A 21,453-nucleotide genomic window follows, 5' to 3' on the forward strand; every position below is an offset into this window, starting at 1 on the left:
GTAGTGCTTCGAACAGATAATACCAGAGGCTTTAAAGTATTGTCGCGCCGATGGGGTATAGAGAGCTGTTTAGCCTGGATTTTATTAGCTAGGCAATTCAAGAAGGATGATGAAAAGAACCGTCGTAACAGCCAAAGTATGGTTTACCTGGCGATGTTAACCATCATTCTTAAACGCTTCTGAAATATTTGAAAACAATTTCTTACTAGTTATCATTCAGCATTTACCATCTGTGGACTATTGACCATCGACTATGAACTAACAATTAATTTTCGGCTAAATATTCGTGTACTAGTTTAATGGCCATGGCTCCTTCGCCTACGGCGGAGGCAATGCGGTTCATGGCCCCAGAACGGACATCGCCAGCGGCAAAAACGCCCGGGTAGCACGATTCCAGCGGAAAAGGTTCGCGATCGAGCTTCCACTTTTTGCGGAAGTTGTCGTATTTCATTAATTCGCGGCCCGTTTCAATGTAGCCTTTGGTATTGGTCATAAAATCTAGTTTAATACCATCGTTACACGGCTTAGCCCCAATAAAAATGAACAAAAAGTGAGCTTTCACTTTCCAGCATTCTTTCGTATCTACGTTTTCTAATATTAATTCTTCCAGCCGGTTATCGCCGTGCGCTTCTTTTACAACGGTTCGGTTTAATACCTGAATAGTCGGCGTATTGTTGATTTGATCAATTAAATACTGCGACATGGTAGCGGCCAAGCTTTGCCCCCGAATTAAGATAAATACTTTCGCCGCAAACTTAGACAAGTACATGGCCGCCTGCCCGGCTGAATTACCGCCGCCCACAATGTAAATTTCTTCGTCTCGGGCTGCCACGGCTTCGGTGGTAGCAGCGCCGTAGTAAATGCCGGCGCCGGTAAAATTATCAATGCCACTAGCGGGTAATTGCATGTATTCTACGCCGGTAGTGAGGACAATGCTCCGGGTTTTTATTTGGGTGCCATCGGTGAGTACCAAAATTTTGTATTTATCTTTTATCTGAATATCCACTACTTCTAAAGGCGCTAAAAACTCGGCTCCCAAACGTGTAGCTTGTAAAATGGCCCGCTTGGTAAGTTCCGCCCCGGTAAGACCCGTAGGAAAACCCAAATAATTTTCGATTTTTGAACTGGTACCGGCCTGACCACCGGGCGCCCGCCGTTCTACCACTAAAGTTTTTAATCCTTCGGAAGCGCCGTACACCGCTGCTGCCAGACCGGCCGGCCCCGCCCCAATAATCACCACGTCGTATAAATTAGCGGTAGCGGTAACGTTTAAGCCAATTTTGGCCGCCACACTCAATAAATCGGGGTTGGCTAAATAACTACCGTCTTCAAAAAATAAAGCCGGTAAATTTTTAGCGTCGAGCTTACTTAAGTCCAGCAACTCCTGGGCCTTACCGTTAGTTTGAATATCCAGCCATTGGTAAGGAATTAAGTTGCCGGCCAGAAAATCTTTGATAAGGTGTGATTGCGGGGACCATTGAAAGCCCACCAGCTTAATACCTTGAAAATCAGGTTTAAAATTTATTTGCCAATCATCCAACTGGTCTTGCAGAATAGGATATAATTTTTCTTCGGGCGGGTCCCAGGGTTTCATTAAATAATAATCGAGCTGTACTTTGTTAATGGCCTGAATGGCGGCATTGGTATCTGAATAGGCGGTAAGCAGCACGCGCTTGGCTTCGGGATAATAGTCTTTGGCCAGTTCCAGAAAATCTACGCCTTGCATACCCGGCATCCGTTGGTCCGACAAAAATAAAGCAACTACCTCGCTTTTTAGCTTTAACTCTTTCACAACTGCCAAAGCTTCTTCGCCTGATTCCGCACTTAATATCCGGTATTCTTTGCGATACTGCTTACGTAAGTCCCGTTCAATAGCCCGCAAAACCTGCTGATCATCGTCGATTACGAATATAATAGGTTGCTTCATTTGCTTTTTTCCTGATTCAAGAAATGGTAGATACTTTAACAATAAATGATTAAGCTTAAAAAGCGCAGTAAAAACTTTATGAGCTTTTAAGGACAAAGATTTTATTACAAGAAAGCAGTGTAAAACCGTTACTTAACAAAGTAACTGGTCTGATATCCGGAAAGATTCTTTGATTTTCTTTCGGTATATGTATTCGATAAAAATAAAAGCTAATTGCCTTAAAGCTTTGATAATTTAATAGTAAGGAGCGTAAAAATTAAAATCAATAACTTAAAACACAATACCTCCTTATTACTCAATACTTGCCTGGCAAAGCGATAAATTAATGGGCAAGCAAACTTTGAACACTGTATTTCCCGGTTCTGATTTTACTTTTATAGAACCTTTATGCTGGTTTACGATAATCCGCTGCGAAATTTCTAAACCAATACCCGTGCCCTTGCCCACTCCTTTGGTAGTAAAAAACGGTTCGAAAATCCGTTGCTGGATTTCCGGCGGAATACCTACCCCGTTATCTTGAAGCTCAATAGAAACCATGTTTTCGTCTACCGGGTCTATAAAAGTGCGAATCTTAATGGTACCTTTTTGCGGTACGGCATCAATGGCATTATCGAGTAAATTCGTCCAAACCTGGTTTAACTCGCTGCCGAAAGCATGAATTTGCGGGATATTGGTACCGAAATCTTTCACTACCTCAATCTCTTTTACTTTTAATTTATGGTTGAGGATAATGAGCGTATTGGTAAGTCCTTCGTGCAAGTCAATGTTTTGGTATTGTGCTTCCTGGTCCATGTACGTGTACGCTTTTATGGCCTGGAGGAGCGCGCTGATGCGTTCGGTACTTTGCTTTAATTCCTGGGCTAAAAGGCGCATTTCAATATCTTTCGGCATCCAGTTCAGGAAATTAATCACGTGCTCGGGCAACAGAAGTTCCGAAAATTCGGCTAGCATAGCGCGGGTATAACCCACCGACACAAAAACGGAGGCAACGTCCCAGGCATTTTCTACTCCTTGGTCTTCGAGCCAGTCCAGCAATTCCTCTTCGCGATCGTTTTTTTCCAGGGTATTTAATTTTACGCCGTCCAGTTGCATTTTCTCGTAGAGAGGCATAAACGGATCGCCGGGTAAATTTTTTTCTTTAAAAACTACGTCTTTCAGCATGTGCGACGAATGCGTATCGAATGCCTCTAGGGTGGTAATTAAATTTTCCGCGGCCCTTTTCGCTGCTGAGGCGGGATTGTTTAATTCGTGGGCCAAGCCCGCCGACATAGTACCCAAAGAAATTAATTTTTCGCGCTGATTGGTGAGGGTGTTAATTTCTTTGGTGCGCTCGGCCATGTTCGTTAAAATTCGATTTCGCACAATAGAACAATTCCCCATCATTTCCCAGAACTCGTCTTGGTAAATAACGAATAGCTTCACGTCGGTTAGCGCCACGGCATTACCCGGATGCGGCGTACCGGCCAATAAAGGTACTTCGCCGCCCGTCATGCCCGGCGTAAATTTATTAATGAGCAAGCGCTGCCCGCGGACAATCCGGTAAATTTGGATGGTACCTTCCAGCACTACTACAAACTGACGCGCCGGATCTCCCTCCTGCCACATAATTTCACCGCGGCGGTATTCCTTTATTTCGCCTATAATATCGCAGCTTAGCTGCTCGTTGCTCAAGCCCTCAAAAAGTGAAATATTGCGGAGGGTTTCTAAAGGCAGCGATATCCGGGGATCTTTCTCCCTGACCGACCGGGTTTGTACGGTTTGCTCTTCCATGATAATTCGCTTAATTCTAAGAAAAATGTAGTTTAGCCATTAAAGCTTCCGAACCAGAGTCGGAATACACACCGTAAGCATTCACCAGTACGCCTTTTGTGCCATTGTTACCTTCAATAGCGTACAGGATAGCACTATCGGCCGGGTCCGTTGGACCTTCGAAGCGATAGAATTCGGTAACTTCAAAATCCTGGGGAAATAATTTTAAGCTGATCGCGGCGCATTCCAGGCAATCCTGGGCCACATTAAAGTTGTATTTATAACCCCGGCTTTCTAAATCCTTTAATGCTTCTACTAAGGTATCGTACTGTTTCATAGCCTTTTCCATTATAGCTCAATCAAGTTAGGAAATATTCTGAAGAAATAAGCTATTTAAGTATAACAGGCAATTAGTCAAGGTGTTTTAAATTAGAAACTAACCGTTTGGTTCTGTCCTAAATAAGTATGACTTGTAAAGAGAAATTATGCATTTTTAAACACGTAACTACATTTCCAATTTGAACCTCTCCCCGGTAACCACCATCTAGCCATACCAGTTTGCTCCGTTGGCAGAGATGGACCAGGTAAGGCACGCGCTTGATATAGCGGAGCATTTACCCAGTTTCTGAAACGCTGGCGGCCCATACCCTAATAGCTAAGAGTAATCCTTGGAATCCGTAAGAATACTTCCTACCTTTTATCTGCTTACCCGCATCAAATCCCCGGTGAGAACCCCACCAGCCGTTGTGTTGATGCTTGGGGAATCTATACTACCAGCGATTGAACAGGCTTTGCGCTTGGACTTACTCCGCCGCTTTTTTACAAAACGCTTTGAACCCATTACCAGGTACCATCCTTACTCCAGCTAGTAAAGTAATCCTACGCGGTTTGCCAGCATAGTAAATCAGGAGGCATTCTCCACTAACTGCAACCCGTTTTTACTACATAAAAGAGGGCGTTAATTACCTTTCACAAATCGACTGCTGGACGACCTGTTTTCCTGGTTGCTGAAGCCGGCCTTTTTAATAACTTCTTTAACTGCTGCCAGCCATTCTGGGGGGCTGGGCAAATGGGCGCTCTATTTGCTGAAAAAGGAACCAGCTAAAATAAGCAGCCAAAGAAAACATAAAAAAGACAGCCGAAGCCCCAACTACCTGCTATAAATTCTCAACCAGTTAACTTTGGGGCGGAAACTCTATTACAATTTAGTATTCTAAAAGATATCGAGTTTTATTAAAATTATACGTGTTTATGCGGTTTTCTCTTGCGAAAAATACGATTGTTAACCTAAAATCCGTAGAAAATCTGCATAACCTCTTCAAAACCAACACGTAATTGGTAAACTATGAAAAAAGAGGAGATTTTTTTAGGGGATTGGCGACGAATATTGTTGGGCAATGCCCCATGGGAGTTTATGCTGGAGGTCTTTATTCGGACCATAATCATTTATATTGCCTTACTTATTACCTGGCGCCTGCTCGGCAAGCGCATGAGCGCCCAGTTAACTATAACGGAGCTGGCGGTAATGATTACTTTGGGAGGTCTTGCCTCGGTACCCATGCAAATGCCCGACCGGGGCATTATACTTGGTGTCTTGGGTTTAGCCATTGCGATTCTTTTCCAGCGCGGTCTGAATTTAATAACATTTCGCTCCCGGAAAGCCGAAGTTATAACCTACGGTGATGTAGCCATGATGGTGAAAGATGGAGTGCTGCAACTAGAGCAGATGAAAAAAAATGAAATTACCAAAGACCAGATTTTTGCCGGATTGCGCACGCATAAAATTCAGCACTTGGGGGAAGTCAAACGCGCTTACCTGGAAACTGCCGGCCGGTTCAGCGTTTTTACGGCGGAAAATCCGCATCCGGGCTTGTCTATTTTACCTGAAAAAGACGAACAACTGCATCAAGCAGAGCCGCAGGATCATACCCATGCTGCTTGCGAACAATGCGGCAAAATAGTAAAACGGGCCGAGTTAAAAAACAAGGCATGCCCGAACTGTAATAATACCCATTGGACTTACGCCGTAGCGGCTTAATTACACCCTAACATGAAACCGGAAGATATTCATATAACGGATTATTTGCGCATACTCCTCGGCGAAGTTCCCTGGAGCTTTTTGATCGAAGTAATTATTCGGGTAACGTTTATATACCTGGTACTTACTCTTGCTATGCGCATTATGGGCAAACGGATGGCTAGCCGCATGAGCCGCTCCGAAATGACGGCAATGGTGGCGCTGGCGGCCTCAAACGGGGTAGCTATTCTGGCCCCGGATCGTGGTTTATTGCCCGTTTTAATAATAGCCATTGTGGTGGTTTGCTTTCAAAAATTCATCGCCTGGCGCACCGAAGCCAATCCCCATTTCGAGCAGCTTACCTCCGGTGATATAGATGTATTGATAAAGGACGGGGTGTTGCAGTTAGATTGCATGCAACATAGCCGTATGAGTCAGGAACAGGTTTTTGCCCAATGTCGCTTTGAACAGATAGATAATTTAGGCAAAGTAAAACGGGCTTACCTGGAAGCGAACGGTGCCGTTTCTATCCTGAAAGCCGATGAAAAACGTCCCGGGCTTTCGATATTACCGCAATGGGATAAAGAGTTCCGGGCTAGCCAAGAACCTGCTCCAAATACGTTTGCCTGTGGTAACTGCGGAAATGTGGTGCCAAGCAAGCCGCCGACCCAGGCACCTTGTTCCGTATGCAAAGAGAATCAATGGAGTGAAGCGGTGGTTTCGTAAGAGCTATTTAAATTTTTTATCATTTTTAGCTTGTAAGTCTCTCTATTGAAAGCAGTATTTATTAAAAATACTGCTTTTTTTTTATACTATGTTGGTTAGCTACTTGTTCCTCCGCTGAGACTGTGCCAGTCTTAGTATTACAGTGCGGATGCAGTTCAATGGGCCGTGTTTGCCTCGTGGCCGGCGGGCCTCGTTTGGCTCTTTCGGGCGGTCTAAACTTGTTTTCCTCCTTACGTCGGAATGCTTACGCACTACAACCTTAGAAGGCCCTCGATAGCCAAACTAGTATCAGTTGCCAGTAGCTTCGGATATTACTGATAATTGAGTTTAAAATTTTCCATATTTTCACCTTTCATCCTTTCTAAAAATATTATTATTTCTTCCTGCTACTGAGCTAGCAAAGTATCTTCTTATACCTGACCAATCTTGCAAGACTTAGGATAGTAAAAATTTAAATTTATACTTCGCAGCAACCTTAGAGTACCATTATGAATATATAAGTCCATAAAAATAATAAAGGCTTCAGCTACAAAGAAATTCTAACAGTTTGGCTAGGGAGGGCCTTCTAAGGTTGTGGTGCTTTAGCATTCCGACGTATAGGGGCGTGCTGCGCACGTTCCCGCCCGGAAGAGCCAAACTAGCCGGCCACGAGGCAAACACAGCCCGTTGAACTGCATCCGTACCATTCTATTGTGCCTTGAAAAGGCTCAACGGATAGACTAGTGATAAAACCATAACTTAACCTTCAAAATAAAAAAGCTTTAATTTTATTTTACTCTACAAACAAAACCAACCCTTTCAGATACTCTCCTTCCGGGTGGAAAATGGAAACCGGGTGATCGGCAGGTTGGGAGAGGTGGTGCATAATTTTAATATTCCGGCCGGCTTCAATAGCTGCGGCCATAATGGTATTGTTAAACAAACTGCGATCAACGGCTTGCGAGCAGGAAAAAGTAAATAAAATACCACCCGGTTTAATTTGCCTTAAAGCTTCGGCGTTCAGGCGTTTGTAGCCCATTACCGCATTGTGCCGCACATTGTGGTGTTTCGCAAAGGCCGGTGGATCCAGAATAATAATATCGTAAGGTTGCGACTGGTTCTTGAAAAAACTGAATGTATCCACGGCAAAGGCGGCATGCCGGTCGCCGGCTTGGTTTAGCGCGGCATTCCGGTCGGTGAGCTCAATTGCTTTTTTAGAACTATCCACGGAATGTACCAGCGTGGCTCCCGCATTTAAGGCATACACCGAGAAACCCCCCGTATAACAAAAGGTATTCAGCACGGATTTACCGGAAGCATAAGTGGCCAGTAGTTGCCGGTTCTCGCGCTGGTCGATAAAAAAACCGGTTTTTTGGCCGGTAATCCAGTCTACGTAAAATTGGTTGTTGTTTTCTTTTACAATTTCGGCTTCGGTGCCACTGCCGATTAAGTAACTATTTAGAGGAGTATGGGCTTCTTGCAGGTGCAGGGTTTCGGCACTTTTATCGTATACCGCCTTTAGTTTATTTCCGTAAATTTCTTGTAAAGCTTGCGCAATATGTTCTTTAGCCCGGTACATGCCTAAGCTATGCGCCTGCATGACGGCTGTTTCGCCGTATACGTCAATAATTAATCCGGGTAAGCCATCGCCTTCAGCAAAAACCAGGCGGTACACGTTGGTGTGCGGGTGGTTAATAAATCCTAAAATTTGCCGGTAATTATATGCTTGCTGCAATTTAGCGCGCCAAAAAGCAGCATCGGCAGCGGTTGGTTCAAACGAAATAATCCGGACGGTAATGGAGCCTTTCTGGTAATGGCCAGTGCCTAAAAACTCGTTGCGGCTTGAATATACATCGACGGTAGCTCCATCTTGTGGTTCCTCTGTTACTTTTTTTATGGCTCCCGAAAATACCCACGGGTGAAACCTTTTCAGTGATTGTTCTTTGCCTGGGTGTAAAATAATGCGAATCCGGTCGGTAGCGGTAGTCATATTCTAATTTAAAATAAGCGGCAAAGGTACGGGTTTACGGGTTTATTTGCTCAATTCGTTGTAGCGGGAAATATTTTGATGGAGAAAGAAATAGTTAGTTATGATTTATCCAACCATTTGAGAATAGGTCACCTTAATTTTACCTGGAATGACTTTCGTTTAGAAATTAGCCAACAATCATTTTCATAAATTATAATTAATCAGTAAACAAAAGGGTGTTTAATTGATCTAAAATAGGATGATGGATTGAGAACTCCTTTTGACCAACAAACTGAATGGGGCGCAAACCAGTAACATTGGAAGTGAAGACGGTTTCGGCGCTTAATACATCTGTTTTAGTAAAAAGACCTTCTTCTATTTTTAAGTTTTCGGTGGCTCCCAGCCGCAGAACATTCTTCCGGACAATACCGGCAATGCAACCCGACTGTAAAGCAGGGGTGTACAAAATGGAATCTTTCACCCAAAAAATATTCGCGATTAAAGCTTCTGAAACAGCGCCTTGGTCATTGAGTAAAATAAGTTCGTCGAGTTGCCGGTGCTTTTTTTCTAAACTGGCTAATACGTAATTAACAGCAAACGGACCTTTAAAAAAAGATAAAGGCGAGTAGGTATTCTGAACAGAAGTAGCAAAATCGGCACGGGGAATATTCTTGTTAAAGGTTGCTTGTGGTTGCAGGGTAATCAAGCTTTCGGCGGTATGGTGGTCTGGGGTAAACAAGCCGCCAGGAGAGCGCCAGATATGTACTTTTAACCGACCTGTTTGGTGCGACAATCGATTCTGTTCGGCTAGATTTTGCAGCAAGGGGAGAAGTACATCTGTATTTTGCAATTCCGTAGGCACCTGAATTTGTAAAATCTGCAACGCCCGTTGCATCCGTTCTAAATGATCCGGTAAAAACCGAATTTGGCCATTACTGATAATGATGGTATCAAATAAGCCATCGTTGTACTGGAAAGCCCGGTTCGTATAAGAAAGAGTAAAATTTTGTTCCGGAACTACTTGAAAGTTATGAAGGAGATACATTTGCCTTTATTCGTGGGTATCGAATGCCTGAAACAGGTATAAACTTAATGAAACCTACTCGTAGCGGATTAATTACTCGAAAAATTTCTGAAACTGCTCTATTAAATTAGTTTTTCCGAAGTACAAAAGAGAACAGACCGTGCTTATACTAAAGCAAACTTTTTACCCGGCAACGACTTTACCACACCTTTAAACTCCAAACCCAGCAGAACCGAGGCTAACCGACTTACCGGAATTTGTACTTTCCAGGAAATATTATCCATCAGTTCTTCTTTGGTAGTAAGCAGCAACTGAATAATCTGCCATTCTTCCGGTTCAAATTCCTCCGGATGGTAAAGCAAACTTTTGCTAGGTTTCACCGCCGGCGCTGCTAAAGCATTATCCCAATTTAGAAGCTCCTCCAAATCTTGATAACCCGTGTAAATCGCCGCTTTGTTCGTTTTAATTAAAAAATTACAACCTTCCGAAACCGAGGCGTCAATATTGCCCGGTACGGCCATTACATCTTTATGATAGCTATGGGCAATATCGGCGGTAATCAATGCGCCGCCTTTTAGGGCAGCTTCCACAATAATGGTACAGTCTCCGAGGCCGGCAATTATTCGGTTACGGGCCGGAAAACGCGGAGCATCGGGTTTGGTGCCGAAGGTGTTTTCAGTCAAAATTCCCCCGTTTTCGAGCATTTTCTCGACCGTTTTCCGGTGTACCGCCGGGTAAATAATATCGGGTCCGCTCGCCATTACGCCAATGGTAGGTAAACCAGCTGCAACCGCCGCCCGGTGGGCAAAAATATCAATGCCATAAGCCAAGCCACTTACAATTACCGGGTTGTGTTTTTTTAAATCAGCTACTATTTTTTCGGTGATGCGCTTGCCGTACTCCGTCGCCTGGCGGGTACCCACAATACCGATCATTTTCTGATGGTTGAGATCGGCCGTACCTTTGTAATATAACAGGCAGGGTGCATCGGCAATTTGTTTCAGGCGAGTAGGGTAATTGGGGTGCGTATAAAACAAGAGCTGGACCTGTTGCTGCTCGGCTAATTGCAGGGTGGTTTCGGCTTGGCGGAGTGCTGTTGTTTGATGGGTGCTAAAACTCTGAACAAAGTTTTGCCCGATACCCGGAATTTTTAGTAACCGGCCGGCTGGCGTAGTAAAAGCCGCTTTAGCCGATCCGCAGTAACTAATAAGCAAGCGGGTAAACAAATTACCCACCCCGGGAATCATCCCCAAAGCAACCTCGTACAACAACGAATCAGAAGAAGTCAAAGCAAAATTTTATTTAGACTTGTAAAACAAAGATTAAAATGCGTGTACGGATACCATACGAAAATGTATGAGTATATACCTCCGCACTATCTTCACATCTTTTGGTAATGATTCCATCGATTAAACGCCTCAGATTTTAAGAGTTTCCCCCGAACAAAGCATATTCTTTATTGGTAGGCAGCCGCTCTTTTTTTATTTACTATATAGTGCAATACTAAAATATTTTTTACTGTAAGACAGTCAAATATCTGGCTGATAGAAGATAAATTAATAACTTTCGATAAACTGTTTTGGGATAGTACAGCCGAAGAAAAAGTACGGTTAGGCTCTAAAATCTGCATTTAAACAATTGTAATTTATGTCATCTATTGATAGAATTCCTTACTATTTAGAAGTTTTAGTTAAAAGTACTAATCAAATTGTATTTGCGTATGAAATAGAAACAAATCAGTTTTCTTTTCTGAATCCGGCTTTTGAAAAAATATGGAATTTACCCTCCGAAAGTGTAAAAAATAATCCCGGTTCATTATGGGAAAAAATTCATCCCGAGGATAAGGAACACGTCCAACGCCAGTACCAGGATTTAAAGGAAGGCGCCCTCATTCCGGACGTAGAAACCCGAATACAGTTACCCAAAGGCGCGGAGCGGTGGCTTTGCGTAAAGGCTTTATTGCTGGAAGATGAGCAGGTTATTATTGGTTTTGCCGAAGATATTACCTCCGCCAAACAATACAATAGTTACCTGAAAAAATTTACCGATAAAAAAAACGCTGTCCTGAATATTCTGTCGCATGATCTGGCCGGACCTTTGGCCATGATTCAAAGCCTGTCCAAAATGTTAAGAGAGGATTTAAAATCCTATGAGAACCAGGAAGTACACCAGGTACTTGAATTAATTGAAAAAAATAGTGTTAAGGGTACGCTGATGATTCAGGAATTTGTGCAACAAGAATTTTTGGAATCTGCCAACGTGGATGTTATCAAGAGGCGCATAAACCTGGTAGCGGCTTGTCGGGAAATACTGGAAGAATACCAGCAAACCCAGCATTTAACGGGTAAGCACTTTTATTTTGAGACCACAAGCGAAACCTTGTACCTGCAACTGGATGATAATAAGTTTATGCAAGCCATTAATAATTTAATCTCGAATGCTTTAAAGTTTACGCCGGATGGGGGAGAAATTAAAATCAGCCTGGAAGAAAAAGAAACGTCGGTTTTAGTAAAAGTAGCCGACAATGGCGTTGGTATCCCGGAACAATTCCATGCGACCTTATTTAATAAGTTTACCCAGGCTCGCCGTCCGGGATTAAAAGGCGAACCATCGGTAGGATTGGGGATGTCTATAATTAAAACAATTGTGGAGTGGCACCAAGGTAAAATCTGGTTTGAAAGTCAGGAAAACCAAGGCTCAGTTTTTTACATTGAGATTCCTAAAAATTAATAGAGAAAGAGTGTTTTGCTTTTCTTACACCTGTTTTTCTTTATCTAATTGAATTAAGCGATTATTTAATTTTACCTTACAGGCCAGAAATTTAATCTGATCGTCCGGCGCCATATCCTTCGTGATAATTTCATTTAAATACTTTAAATAATCCGTAACTTCTTTCCGGTTTAACTTATGTACCTCTAAGCTCCCGAATATAAAATCTAATAAGCCACTCTTCATAAAATCAACAAATAAGCAGAAAATTACTGATACGCAATTGCCGCCGCAGAAGATTTAAAACGAAGATACTCCAAAGTCTAAATGTAAGTTTTAGAAGAAAGCCAAGAATTGTAGAATAGGCAATAATCAAAAAATTGGAAGGCAAAACAGTTATTTGGCAATAGCGCTTAGGATAAGAAAACAGCTACATTAACTAAAATAATGGTTTTTTAAGTTGATAAGCCTAACGTACTCTAAAGAATAACGTAAGAGTTACCTTACTCTTAAACATATTACTTATTATGGCAACTACTCCCATTGAAACGGCGCATAGTCAGAATAAAATAAAGGAATTATTTAGTGACCCAACCGCTTTATTGAATGCAGTTAAAAACCCGAGCCAATTAGGTTTAGATTTATATAATTCGCTCTCTCCCCGGAATAAACAATATTTAGTAATAGCCGGCGGAGTAGGGTTAATTATTTACGGCTTAACCTTGAATAAAAAGAAATAACCCGGTTAAATGAAAGCGGTAACTACTTTTGCGGATAGTTACCGCTTTTTTATTTCTGTACAAGTAGTCTTATTTAGTAAAACAGATAGGATACAATTTTAATCTGCTTACCAACCATATTGCCTTCCAAATAGAATCAAACTCAGTCTGCCATTCAATTCTTAAAATAGTAATCTGGGCCTTCTGGACAAATTTAATTTGATGCAATAATTTTAAAAACAGGTTGGACTAATTTCGTAAATAATTATTTCAGTTCGTTTTTCATACTTACCAAAAAATCCCGGATTTTTTCCAGCGATTTTATTATTTCCACTTTATCCTTGGTTTGCACCGATCGGTTCTTTAGCACATCCCGCGCTCCCTGGATGGTATAACCGCGCTCTTTTACCAAATGGTAAACTAAGCGCAAATTTTCAATATCGGATTTGGTAAACAAACGATTACCTTTTTTGCTTTTTTTAGGTTTAAGTACTTCAAATTCCGATTCCCAAAAACGGATAAGAGAAGGCGCTACCTGGAACATCGCCGCCACTTCGCCGATGCTGTAATATTGTTTTTCTATATCTTTTTCTTTGAATGGCATAAAAAGGGTTATTTACTCCGTTAAAACTTCCCCTACTATTTATTCCTGGTTTCCTGACTTAGAATAACCCTATAAGTTGCGATTTAACGCCGAATTTAGTAAAACCAGAGTGATTTTAAATGATTTACATTCCAAACTATTGCTTTGGATAAAATCAGAATAAGGCTACCGAATAATTTTAAAAAACGTTACTTTTGCCCAAACCCGTTCGGGGTGTAAGGGCTAACGAAATTCTTATCGGCGAAGTTGATTTATTTTTTCCTGATAAACAATAGGATTAGGCTATAACCTTGAATTAAGACTTAAGCATTATAAATGAATTCTTCGGAGATCAGACAAAAGTTTCTTGATTTTTTTGCTTCCAAAAAACACCATATCGTTCCGTCGGCGCCCATTGTGGTAAAAGACGATCCTACCCTCATGTTCACGAATGCGGGTATGAACCAGTTTAAAGATTATTTTCTGGGAAATAAACCGGCACCCTGGCCGCGGGTAGCCAATACGCAAAAATGCTTGCGGGTTTCGGGTAAACACAACGACCTGGAAGAAGTAGGGTATGATACTTATCACCACACCATGTTTGAAATGTTAGGGAACTGGTCGTTTGGGGATTATTTTAAAAAAGAGGCATTGCCCTGGGCTTGGGAACTGCTCACCGAAGTATACAACCTGCCGAAAGACCGCATGTACGTAAGCGTGTTCGGGGGGATGAAAAAGATGGTTTACCCGCCGATGAGGAAGCCTTTAAAATCTGGAAGAAAATTCTGGGCGGCGACGACCGTATCTTGTTCGGCTCTAAAAAAGATAATTTTTGGGAAATGGGCGATACCGGTCCTTGCGGTCCTTGTTCCGAAATTCATATTGACTTGCGTCCCGCGGAAGAAGTAGCCCAAACCCCCGGCAAAGAGCTCGTGAATAACGACCATCCGCAGGTAGTCGAAATCTGGAACAATGTGTTCATGGAGTTTAACCGGCTGGCCGATAGTTCGCTGGTAAAACTCCCTGCGCAACACGTAGATACGGGCATGGGCTTCGAGCGTTTGTGCATGGCCATCCAGGGCAAACAATCCAATTACGATACCGATGTTTTTCAACCACTTATTCAGTTTGTGGCCGAGCAGGCGAATGTAAAATACGGTGAAAACGAAAAAACGGACATTGCCATCCGGGTGCTTTCGGATCATATTCGCGCCATTGCTTTTGCCATTGCCGATGGTCAACTGCCCTCTAATAATAAAGCAGGTTACGTTATCCGCCGCATCTTGCGCCGGGCAGTGCGCTATGCCTTTACTTTCTTAAATTTTAAAAAGCCGTTCTTGTACCAAATGGTACCGGTCCTAGCCAACCAGTTGGCCAATGTCTTCCCGGAACTGAAAGCGCAACAAGCTTTTGTGCAACGGGTGATTGAAGAAGAAGAAATGGCTTTCTTACGGACCCTGGAGAACGGCTTAAAACGGCTGGATTCTTTAACGGAAACTTTTAAAGCCAACCAGAACCGTATTGATGGTAAAACTGCCTTTGAATTGTACGACACCTTTGGTTTCCCAGCGGATTTAACGGCCTTAATTGCTAAAGAAAACAATTTTACCGTTGACGAAGAAGGGTTTGAGGTAGAAATGCAGGCCCAAAAGAACCGGTCGCGCAACGCGGCTCAAACGGAGCAAGGTGATTGGGTTTTGGTAGGGGATGACGTACCTACCGAATTCATTGGCTACGACAGGGTTTCCACCGAAGCCCGGATTGTAAAATACCGGCAGGTAAAAACTAAGAGTAAAACCGAATACCAGATTGTGCTTGATCGCACGCCTTTTTACGCCGAAAGTGGTGGCCAGGTAGGCGATACGGGCTTTTTAGAATCGGATTTAAGTAAGGTGAAAGTGCTGGATACCAAAAAAGAAAACGACCTGATTATTCATATAACTACTGATTTACCATTGGACCTGGAAGTACCGGTGGTAGCCCGGGTAGATGCAGAACGTCGCCGTTTAATTCAGAAAAATCATTCGGCTACGCATTTATTGCACGCAGCTTTGCGGGAAGTGCTCGGCGCCCACGTGGCTCAGAAAGGTTCTTTAGTAAACGATAAATTGCTGCGTTTCGACTTTTCGCATTTTACCAAAGTAACGGATAACCAGCTCCGCGACATTGAAGCTATTGTGAACCAACATATCCGCCAGAGTATTCCTTTAGACGAGAAACGGAATGTACCGCTTGCCGAGGCCAAGCAACTCGGAGCCATGGCTTTATTTGGCGAAAAATACGGGGAGTTTGTGCGGGTAATTACTTTTGATAAAGATTATTCGGTGGAGTTGTGCGGCGGCACGCACGTACCCAATACCGGCGAAATTGGTTTGCTCAAAATAGTATCCGAGAGTTCCGTAGCTGCCGGAGTACGCCGCATCGAAGCGTATACCGCTGATCAGGCGCAAGATTTTATTAACGGTCAGTTGGAGCAACTAGAAGCAATAAAAGAAGCACTGGGCACGCAAACGAACCTGGCCACCGCCATTGAAAAGTTGTTGACTGAAAACAATACTTTAAGAAAACAGCTGGAACAATTTGAATTAAAGCAACTTACTGCACTTAAAGAAACTTTGCTGCGTAAAAAGCACGAAATTGCCGGGGTGAGTTTGATTGCGGAAAAAGTAGAAGTAAGCTCTTCGGATTATTTAAAAAAACTAGCTTATGACACCCGGAATGCCGCGGGGGATAATTTATGTTTAATATTAGCCGCTGAAATAGATCAAAAGCCGCAATTAGCGGTAATGTTATCGGATAATTTAGTAGCGGAGCAAAAACTAAATGCCGTTAATCTAATTAAAGAACTCGCCAAAGAAATAAAAGGCGGAGGTGGCGGGCAGCCCTTTTATGCCACTGCCGGGGGTAAAGAAGTAGCTGGTTTAGCTGCTATTCCCGGCAAAGCGATAGAATTGGTAAAAAGCTTACTTAAAAAATAATTCAACCTTTATAAATCAACGTTTTATAAAGGGGTAGCTAAAGTATTTGATTTAGTAAAATTTATTAATTTAAATTTAGTGTCTAGTATCTGGATACTAGCGTCTAGAAAATGATGGAAGAAAATTTGCGCGATAAATATCAGCCGATTATAGGTTTGGAGGTTCATGCCCAATTACTAACGGAAAGCAAAATGTTTGCGTCGGACTCGACGGAGTACGGCACTTTGCCAAATACCAATATTAGCGTTATTACGCTGGGCCACCCGGGCACTTTGCCCCGGGCAAACGGCAAAGCCGTAAATTTCGCTATAAAAATGGGTTTAGCTACTAATTGCCAAATTACCCGCCAAAACATATTTGCCCGCAAAAATTATTTTTACCCCGATTTACCGAAAGGTTACCAGATTACCCAGGATAAAACTCCTATTTGCCGGGAGGGTTACGTGTATATTCAAACAAGCAAGGGCGAAAAACGCATTGGCATTACCCGCATTCACATGGAAGAAGATGCCGGTAAATCCATGCACTTAGCTGGCGAAACCGAATCACTCATTGACCTGAACCGGGCCGGCGTACCCCTCATTGAGATTGTGTCGGAGCCGGATATTCATACTTCCGAGGAAGCTTACAACTACCTGACGGAAATTAAAAAATTAGTCCGTTACCTGGATATTTGCGACGGCAACATGGAGGAAGGCTCCTTGCGGTGCGATGCTAACGTATCTGTAATGCGGAAAGGGGCCGATAAATTCGGTACTAAGGTTGAAGTGAAAAACATGAACTCTTTCCGGAATGTGCAACGCGCCATTGATTACGAAATTGAGCGCCAGATTCAAATGCTGGAACGCGGCGAAACGATTGAATCGGAAACCCGCGGCTTTGACGCGGTTACGGGCACTACCAGCGGGCAGCGTTCGAAAGAAACCATGAACGATTACCGGTATTTTCCCGAGCCGGATTTAACCCCGGTAATTATTTCGGAAGAAATGCTCACGGCCATTAAGGCGGAAATGCCTTCTTTGCCGCACGAGCTCTACGAACGCTTTACGCAAGTGTATCAATTACCGGAATACGACGCCGGCGTTTTAACCGACCAAAAAGAGATTGCCTTGTATTTCGATGATCTTTGCCAATATACCAGCAATTACAAAGCAGCTTCTAACTGGATGATGGGACCGGTAAAATCGTACATGAACGAATTGGCCTTAGCCATGGCTGATTTTCCTTTGCAACCACAGCAAGTAGCCGATTTAATTAGTCTGGTAGATTCAGGTAAAGTAAATCATACCGCCGCTAACCGGAATATTTTTCCGGAGTTAATACAAAATCCGGCGAAAACGGCGTTACAAGTAGCAGAAGAACTTAACCTGATCCAGGAATCAGATGATGCTCAGTTACAAATCTTTATCGATCAGGTATTAGCGGGTAATCCCAAAAAAGTGGCGGAATACCAAGCCGGAAAAACGGCCTTAGTGGGCATGTTTATGGGAGAAATAATGAAATTAACCAAAGGTAAAGCCGACCCGAAAGCCGTAAACAAACTTTTGCAGGATAGCTTAAAGAAGTTATAGTTTTAAAGGATTAGGTTTTAGTTGGTACGTTTTACGTTATAGATTATACTTTAGGTGATAAATAAAATATCCTATACAAAGGATGAATTGGCAGGCGTAGTTATTCAAACAACTAGTTACGCTATGAGAGAATTGTAAAATGCTTGATTAAAGCGGGTTTATTTACTACTAGCAATCGAAAATGAATATAAGATACGGATCTCACCTAACAATTTGGAAATAAAGGTAATAGAGCTAAGTATTAAAATTATTATCTAAGAAATGAAAAAAATAATATTGATTTGGGTTCTGCCGCTCACCATTTTAGGTGCCTGTAACAAAATGGGTTCTAAAAACGGCGTGGACAGCGGTAGTTATAAAATTTACGGCAAATTAAATAACCAGAGTTCGGGAAAAGTCTACCTGAGCGAGTTAGGCGAGAAGCAGTTTGTTACCCGCGATACCGCCAACGTGTTAAACGATGGTACTTTTACGTTTGAAGGTAAAGTAAACGAGCCTACGGTTTACCGGATTTCTATTTCTGACCAGAATATGTTTATGTTGATGTTGGACAATAAAGAAATTCAGGTGGAAGCCGACGCCAAAGATATGAGTAAAACGTATGCCATAAAAGGATCGGAGGAAGCGCAACTGTTTAAAGAATTAACGGATAAGTTGGAAAAAATGCAGGCCTCCGGTATGCAGTTGCAGAAACGTTTTGAAAAAGCCAACGAATCGGCCAATGCAGATTCCGTGAAAGTTATTCAGGAAACGTACCTGACCATGCAGCAGCGCAACGTGAAGGGTATCAAGGACTTTATAAAACAACACGATAAAACTGCCGTGGCTGCTTTTGCTACCTTAAATTTAATTAACCCGGAAACAGATTTAGCTTTTGCCGATAGCATGGCCAGTATGTTAAATAAAAGCCAACCCGAATCGCAGTATACCAAAGCCTTAGTGAAACGGTTGGAGCCGCTTAAAACCTTAGCCATTGGTAAAGCTGCCCCGGATATAACGTTGCCAACTCCGGAGGGTAAATCGTTGTCGCTTTCTTCGTTAAAAGGCAAATACGTATTAGTAGATTTCTGGGCCTCCTGGTGCGGACCTTGCCGTCAGGAAAACCCCAACGTCGTGCGCATGTACCATAAGTATAAGGATAAAGGCTTTGAAATATTTGGTGTTTCGCTGGATAATTCGCGGGAAAAATGGTTAGGAGCTATTCAAAAAGATCAACTGGTTTGGCCCCACGTATCCGATTTAAAAGGCTGGGAAAGCGCCGCGGCGCAGTTATACAATGTCCAGGCTATTCCGCAAACCTTACTGCTCGACCGCGAAGGTAAAATTATAGCCCGCAATTTACGCGGCCCCGAACTGGAAGCCAAAGTAGCCGAGTTGCTGAATTAGTCCACCGTCCGCAGACCATAGTTAACTTAATTAGTCCGCAGACCATAGTCCATAGTTAACTATAGTCTATATTCTGTGGACTGTGGACCATAGTCTATCGACTATGAACTATTTCAAAAACATAGCTTGTAGAGCAGCCCACAATTGTTTTTTCTTATTTACATCCCGTTCAATCGTTTCTAATTCTTCCGCAATCAGTAAAGGAGTGCGGCCAATACTGGCTGGTTTGTAATAACTAACCTTAGAATCGGCGGTCATATCCAAAATATTTTTCCCGAAAACAATCAGGTGTTTCAGGTTCTCCGCTTTGCTTAGTTCGTAAATGTTAACGGGCTTTAGATGCAAAGTATTTAGGTAAGCTACATCGTTAGGTGCGTACTTAATGGCGCCCAGTATTTTAACCAGAAATTCGTTTTTGGGCAATTCCTGAAAGGCAGGTTCCGGGAGAGAAACCAATAAAACCAAACCTTTGTGGTTTTCCCCAATTACCGGATATTTCTTTACCGGAGTTGTACTCCCTAGTTGGGCAATCTCGGCCGGACTAATTAATTCAGGCTCCGTTTCCTTAGGTAAAGATTCAGGTACTTCTTTATTCAATTCGGGTAAAATAAACAAAGGCTCGGTAAAAAGCTGCTGATAAAAAGTTAATTCTGCTGCCTGATCCGTCATAATGGATGATACTTAAAACGTACAACTTAAAACGTATAACCTAAAATTAATCCGGTACGTTTTCGTCTAAGTTAAAAATAGACTTTAATTCTTTTGCTTCGTGGGGTTTCATGCGACCCGCTAAAACCAAACGTAATTGCCGGCGGCGCAGGGCTCCTTCGAATAAAAGTATTTCTTCTTCGGTCTCGGGTAAGGCTTCGGGTACATCAATCGGAGATCCCATTTGATCGACGGCGACAAAAGTGAGAAAGGCTTCGTTACTTTTAATCTTGGTGCCAGACGGAATATCCTGCGCCCAAACGTTTACGTGCACTTCCATAGAAGAATTAAAAGAGCGGGTTACCTGCGCTTCCATCGTAATCACATTGCCCAGTTTTATGCCTTGCTTAAACGAAATATTATCTACCGAAGCGGTTACCACAATGCGGTTAGAATGCTTTTGCGCCGCAATGGCCGAAACAATATCGAGCCAGTGCATGAGGCGGCCGCCCATTAAGTTATTTAAGGTATTGGTATCATTGGGTAATACCAATTCGGTCATGGTTGTAAAGGATTCTTTAACGCTTTTCTGTTTGCGAGTTCTCATATAAATGGATTAGATGGGCAAAGATACCATTAATCAGTTATCAATTACCAGTTTCCAATTTCCAATTACCAGGTAACCTTAATCTATAAAGTAATTGACTTTAAACTCATAACTTTTAACTCTCAACTCTTTACTTGTTCCAACCCGATTTACCTAGCAGCGGCACAAATTTAAAATTGTCGAATACTTCGCGGGTAAACTCGTCCGGAGTTTCGCGTACCACCCGCACCATTTTCTGGCTTTGTTCGTCGCCCACCGGGATAACCAATGCCCCGCCTACCTTTAATTGCTCTAACAAACTTTTAGGAATAACCGGCGCACCCGCCGTTACTAATATCTTATCAAAAGGTGCCTCCTGGGGTAAGCCTTCCGAACCATCGCCCAAATAAGTATGGGGGTGTAAGTTCATTTGCTTGAAGAACTGTAAAGCTTTGCGGAATAATACTTCGTTGTATTCGATGGTATAGACATGCGGCGTTATTTGCAGCAATACGCAACATTGGTAACCCGACCCAGTGCCAATTTCCAATACGGTATCACTGGGTTTTAATTGCAACAGTTCGGTTTGGTACGCAACGGTATACGGTTGCGAAATGGTCTGGCCTTCGCCAATCGGAAAGGCTTTATCCTGGTAGGCATGTTCCAGAAACATTTTCTCGAAAAAAAAATGCCGGGGTACCGTAGCAATGGCCTGCAATACACGCTCGTCCTTGATGCCTTTTTCTTTTAAAAGTTTCACGAGGACTTTTCGCATTCCTTTGTGCCGGTACGAATCTGTGTGCATGCGTTGAGAAGTAGTTAGTAAAATATTTCTTTTACCGGTTAAAAAATTACCTTTATTTTTGGATTAAGTATAAATTA

17 protein-coding genes and 1 pseudogene are annotated in these 21,453 nt (G+C 42.6%); 7 read left to right on the top strand and 11 right to left on the bottom strand.

Annotated elements, in window-relative coordinates; all coding sequences use genetic code 11:
• Positions 1-265: 265 nt before the first annotated feature.
• From AHMF7605_RS28040 to AHMF7605_RS28050, 3 genes are all read right to left on the bottom strand, one after another.
• Positions 266-1,927, bottom strand: a complete 1,662-nt coding sequence (locus tag AHMF7605_RS28040) for a response regulator (protein WP_106933224.1) — start codon at positions 1,925-1,927, stop codon at positions 266-268.
• Between the two features lie 291 nt (positions 1,928-2,218).
• Entirely contained in the window at positions 2,219-3,697 is a 1,479-nt protein-coding gene (locus AHMF7605_RS31020) for an ATP-binding protein (protein ID WP_106933225.1), read from the bottom strand.
• Between the two features lie 16 nt (positions 3,698-3,713).
• A complete protein-coding gene (locus AHMF7605_RS28050; RefSeq protein WP_106933654.1) occupies positions 3,714-4,013 on the bottom strand; it encodes a phosphoribosylpyrophosphate synthetase in 300 nt (99 codons plus the stop codon).
• 1,008 nt (positions 4,014-5,021) lie between these two features.
• On the opposite strand from AHMF7605_RS28050, the gene AHMF7605_RS28055 reads away from it, so the two are divergent.
• The gene (locus AHMF7605_RS28055) at positions 5,022-5,714 is read left to right on the top strand and encodes a DUF421 domain-containing protein (protein ID WP_106933226.1); all 693 of its coding nucleotides are present in this window, start codon (positions 5,022-5,024) and stop codon (positions 5,712-5,714) included.
• 12 nt (positions 5,715-5,726) lie between these two features.
• Entirely contained in the window at positions 5,727-6,419 is a 693-nt protein-coding gene (locus tag AHMF7605_RS28060) for a DUF421 domain-containing protein (RefSeq protein ID WP_106933227.1), read from the top strand.
• Positions 6,420-7,191: 772 nt separating this feature from the next.
• Here the strand turns inward: AHMF7605_RS28060 and AHMF7605_RS28065 are convergent.
• The 3 genes from AHMF7605_RS28065 to dprA form a co-directional block, all read right to left on the bottom strand.
• Positions 7,192-8,388, bottom strand: coding sequence for a class I SAM-dependent rRNA methyltransferase (locus tag AHMF7605_RS28065; RefSeq protein ID WP_106933228.1), 1,197 nt, complete (start codon positions 8,386-8,388; stop codon positions 7,192-7,194).
• Between the two features lie 196 nt (positions 8,389-8,584).
• Complete coding sequence (locus AHMF7605_RS28070) at positions 8,585-9,412, bottom strand: aminotransferase class IV (RefSeq protein ID WP_106933229.1); 828 nt, start codon at positions 9,410-9,412, stop codon at positions 8,585-8,587.
• Between the two features lie 143 nt (positions 9,413-9,555).
• Complete coding sequence (gene dprA / locus AHMF7605_RS28075; protein ID WP_317046572.1) at positions 9,556-10,680, bottom strand: DNA-processing protein DprA; 1,125 nt, start codon at positions 10,678-10,680, stop codon at positions 9,556-9,558.
• Between the two features lie 358 nt (positions 10,681-11,038).
• Between dprA and AHMF7605_RS28080 the strand changes: the two genes are divergently transcribed.
• Complete coding sequence (locus AHMF7605_RS28080) at positions 11,039-12,121, top strand: PAS domain-containing sensor histidine kinase (RefSeq protein ID WP_106933230.1); 1,083 nt, start codon at positions 11,039-11,041, stop codon at positions 12,119-12,121.
• Positions 12,122-12,145: 24 nt separating this feature from the next.
• Here AHMF7605_RS28080 and AHMF7605_RS28085 read toward each other — a convergent pair whose 3' ends face one another.
• Positions 12,146-12,346 (bottom strand): hypothetical protein, encoded by a 201-nt coding sequence (locus AHMF7605_RS28085; RefSeq protein ID WP_106933231.1) that lies wholly within the window; start codon positions 12,344-12,346, stop codon positions 12,146-12,148.
• Positions 12,347-12,627: 281 nt separating this feature from the next.
• Between AHMF7605_RS28085 and AHMF7605_RS28090 the strand changes: the two genes are divergently transcribed.
• Positions 12,628-12,840, top strand: a complete 213-nt coding sequence (locus AHMF7605_RS28090) for a hypothetical protein (RefSeq protein ID WP_106933232.1) — start codon at positions 12,628-12,630, stop codon at positions 12,838-12,840.
• Between the two features lie 244 nt (positions 12,841-13,084).
• Here the strand turns inward: AHMF7605_RS28090 and AHMF7605_RS28095 are convergent, their stop codons facing one another.
• The gene (locus AHMF7605_RS28095; RefSeq protein ID WP_106933233.1) at positions 13,085-13,423 is read right to left on the bottom strand and encodes a MerR family transcriptional regulator; all 339 of its coding nucleotides are present in this window, start codon (positions 13,421-13,423) and stop codon (positions 13,085-13,087) included.
• 315 nt (positions 13,424-13,738) lie between these two features.
• On the opposite strand from AHMF7605_RS28095, the pseudogene alaS reads away from it, so the two are divergent.
• The 3 genes and pseudogenes from alaS to AHMF7605_RS28110 all read left to right on the top strand — a co-directional run bounded on the left by alaS (position 13,739) and on the right by AHMF7605_RS28110 (position 19,337).
• Positions 13,739-16,380 (top strand): annotated as a pseudogene (gene alaS, locus AHMF7605_RS28100) (alanine--tRNA ligase).
• 110 nt (positions 16,381-16,490) lie between these two features.
• A complete protein-coding gene (gatB, locus tag AHMF7605_RS28105) occupies positions 16,491-17,951 on the top strand; it encodes an Asp-tRNA(Asn)/Glu-tRNA(Gln) amidotransferase subunit GatB (RefSeq protein WP_106933234.1) in 1,461 nt (486 codons plus the stop codon).
• A 261-nt stretch (positions 17,952-18,212) separates the two neighbouring features.
• Positions 18,213-19,337 (top strand): TlpA disulfide reductase family protein, encoded by a 1,125-nt coding sequence (locus AHMF7605_RS28110; RefSeq protein ID WP_106933235.1) that lies wholly within the window; start codon positions 18,213-18,215, stop codon positions 19,335-19,337.
• Between the two features lie 108 nt (positions 19,338-19,445).
• Here AHMF7605_RS28110 and AHMF7605_RS28115 read toward each other — a convergent pair whose 3' ends face one another.
• From AHMF7605_RS28115 to AHMF7605_RS28125, 3 genes are all read right to left on the bottom strand, one after another.
• Entirely contained in the window at positions 19,446-20,006 is a 561-nt protein-coding gene (locus tag AHMF7605_RS28115) for a hypothetical protein (protein WP_106933236.1), read from the bottom strand.
• A gap of 46 nt (positions 20,007-20,052) precedes the next feature.
• Entirely contained in the window at positions 20,053-20,592 is a 540-nt protein-coding gene (locus tag AHMF7605_RS28120) for an acyl-CoA thioesterase (RefSeq protein ID WP_106933237.1), read from the bottom strand.
• Positions 20,593-20,722: 130 nt separating this feature from the next.
• A complete protein-coding gene (locus tag AHMF7605_RS28125; protein ID WP_106933238.1) occupies positions 20,723-21,376 on the bottom strand; it encodes a protein-L-isoaspartate(D-aspartate) O-methyltransferase in 654 nt (217 codons plus the stop codon).
• Positions 21,377-21,453 lie beyond the last annotated feature (77 nt).

It is taken from the genome of Adhaeribacter arboris, assembly GCF_003023845.1.
GTDB classification, from domain to species: Bacteria; Bacteroidota; Bacteroidia; order Cytophagales; family Hymenobacteraceae; genus Adhaeribacter; species Adhaeribacter arboris.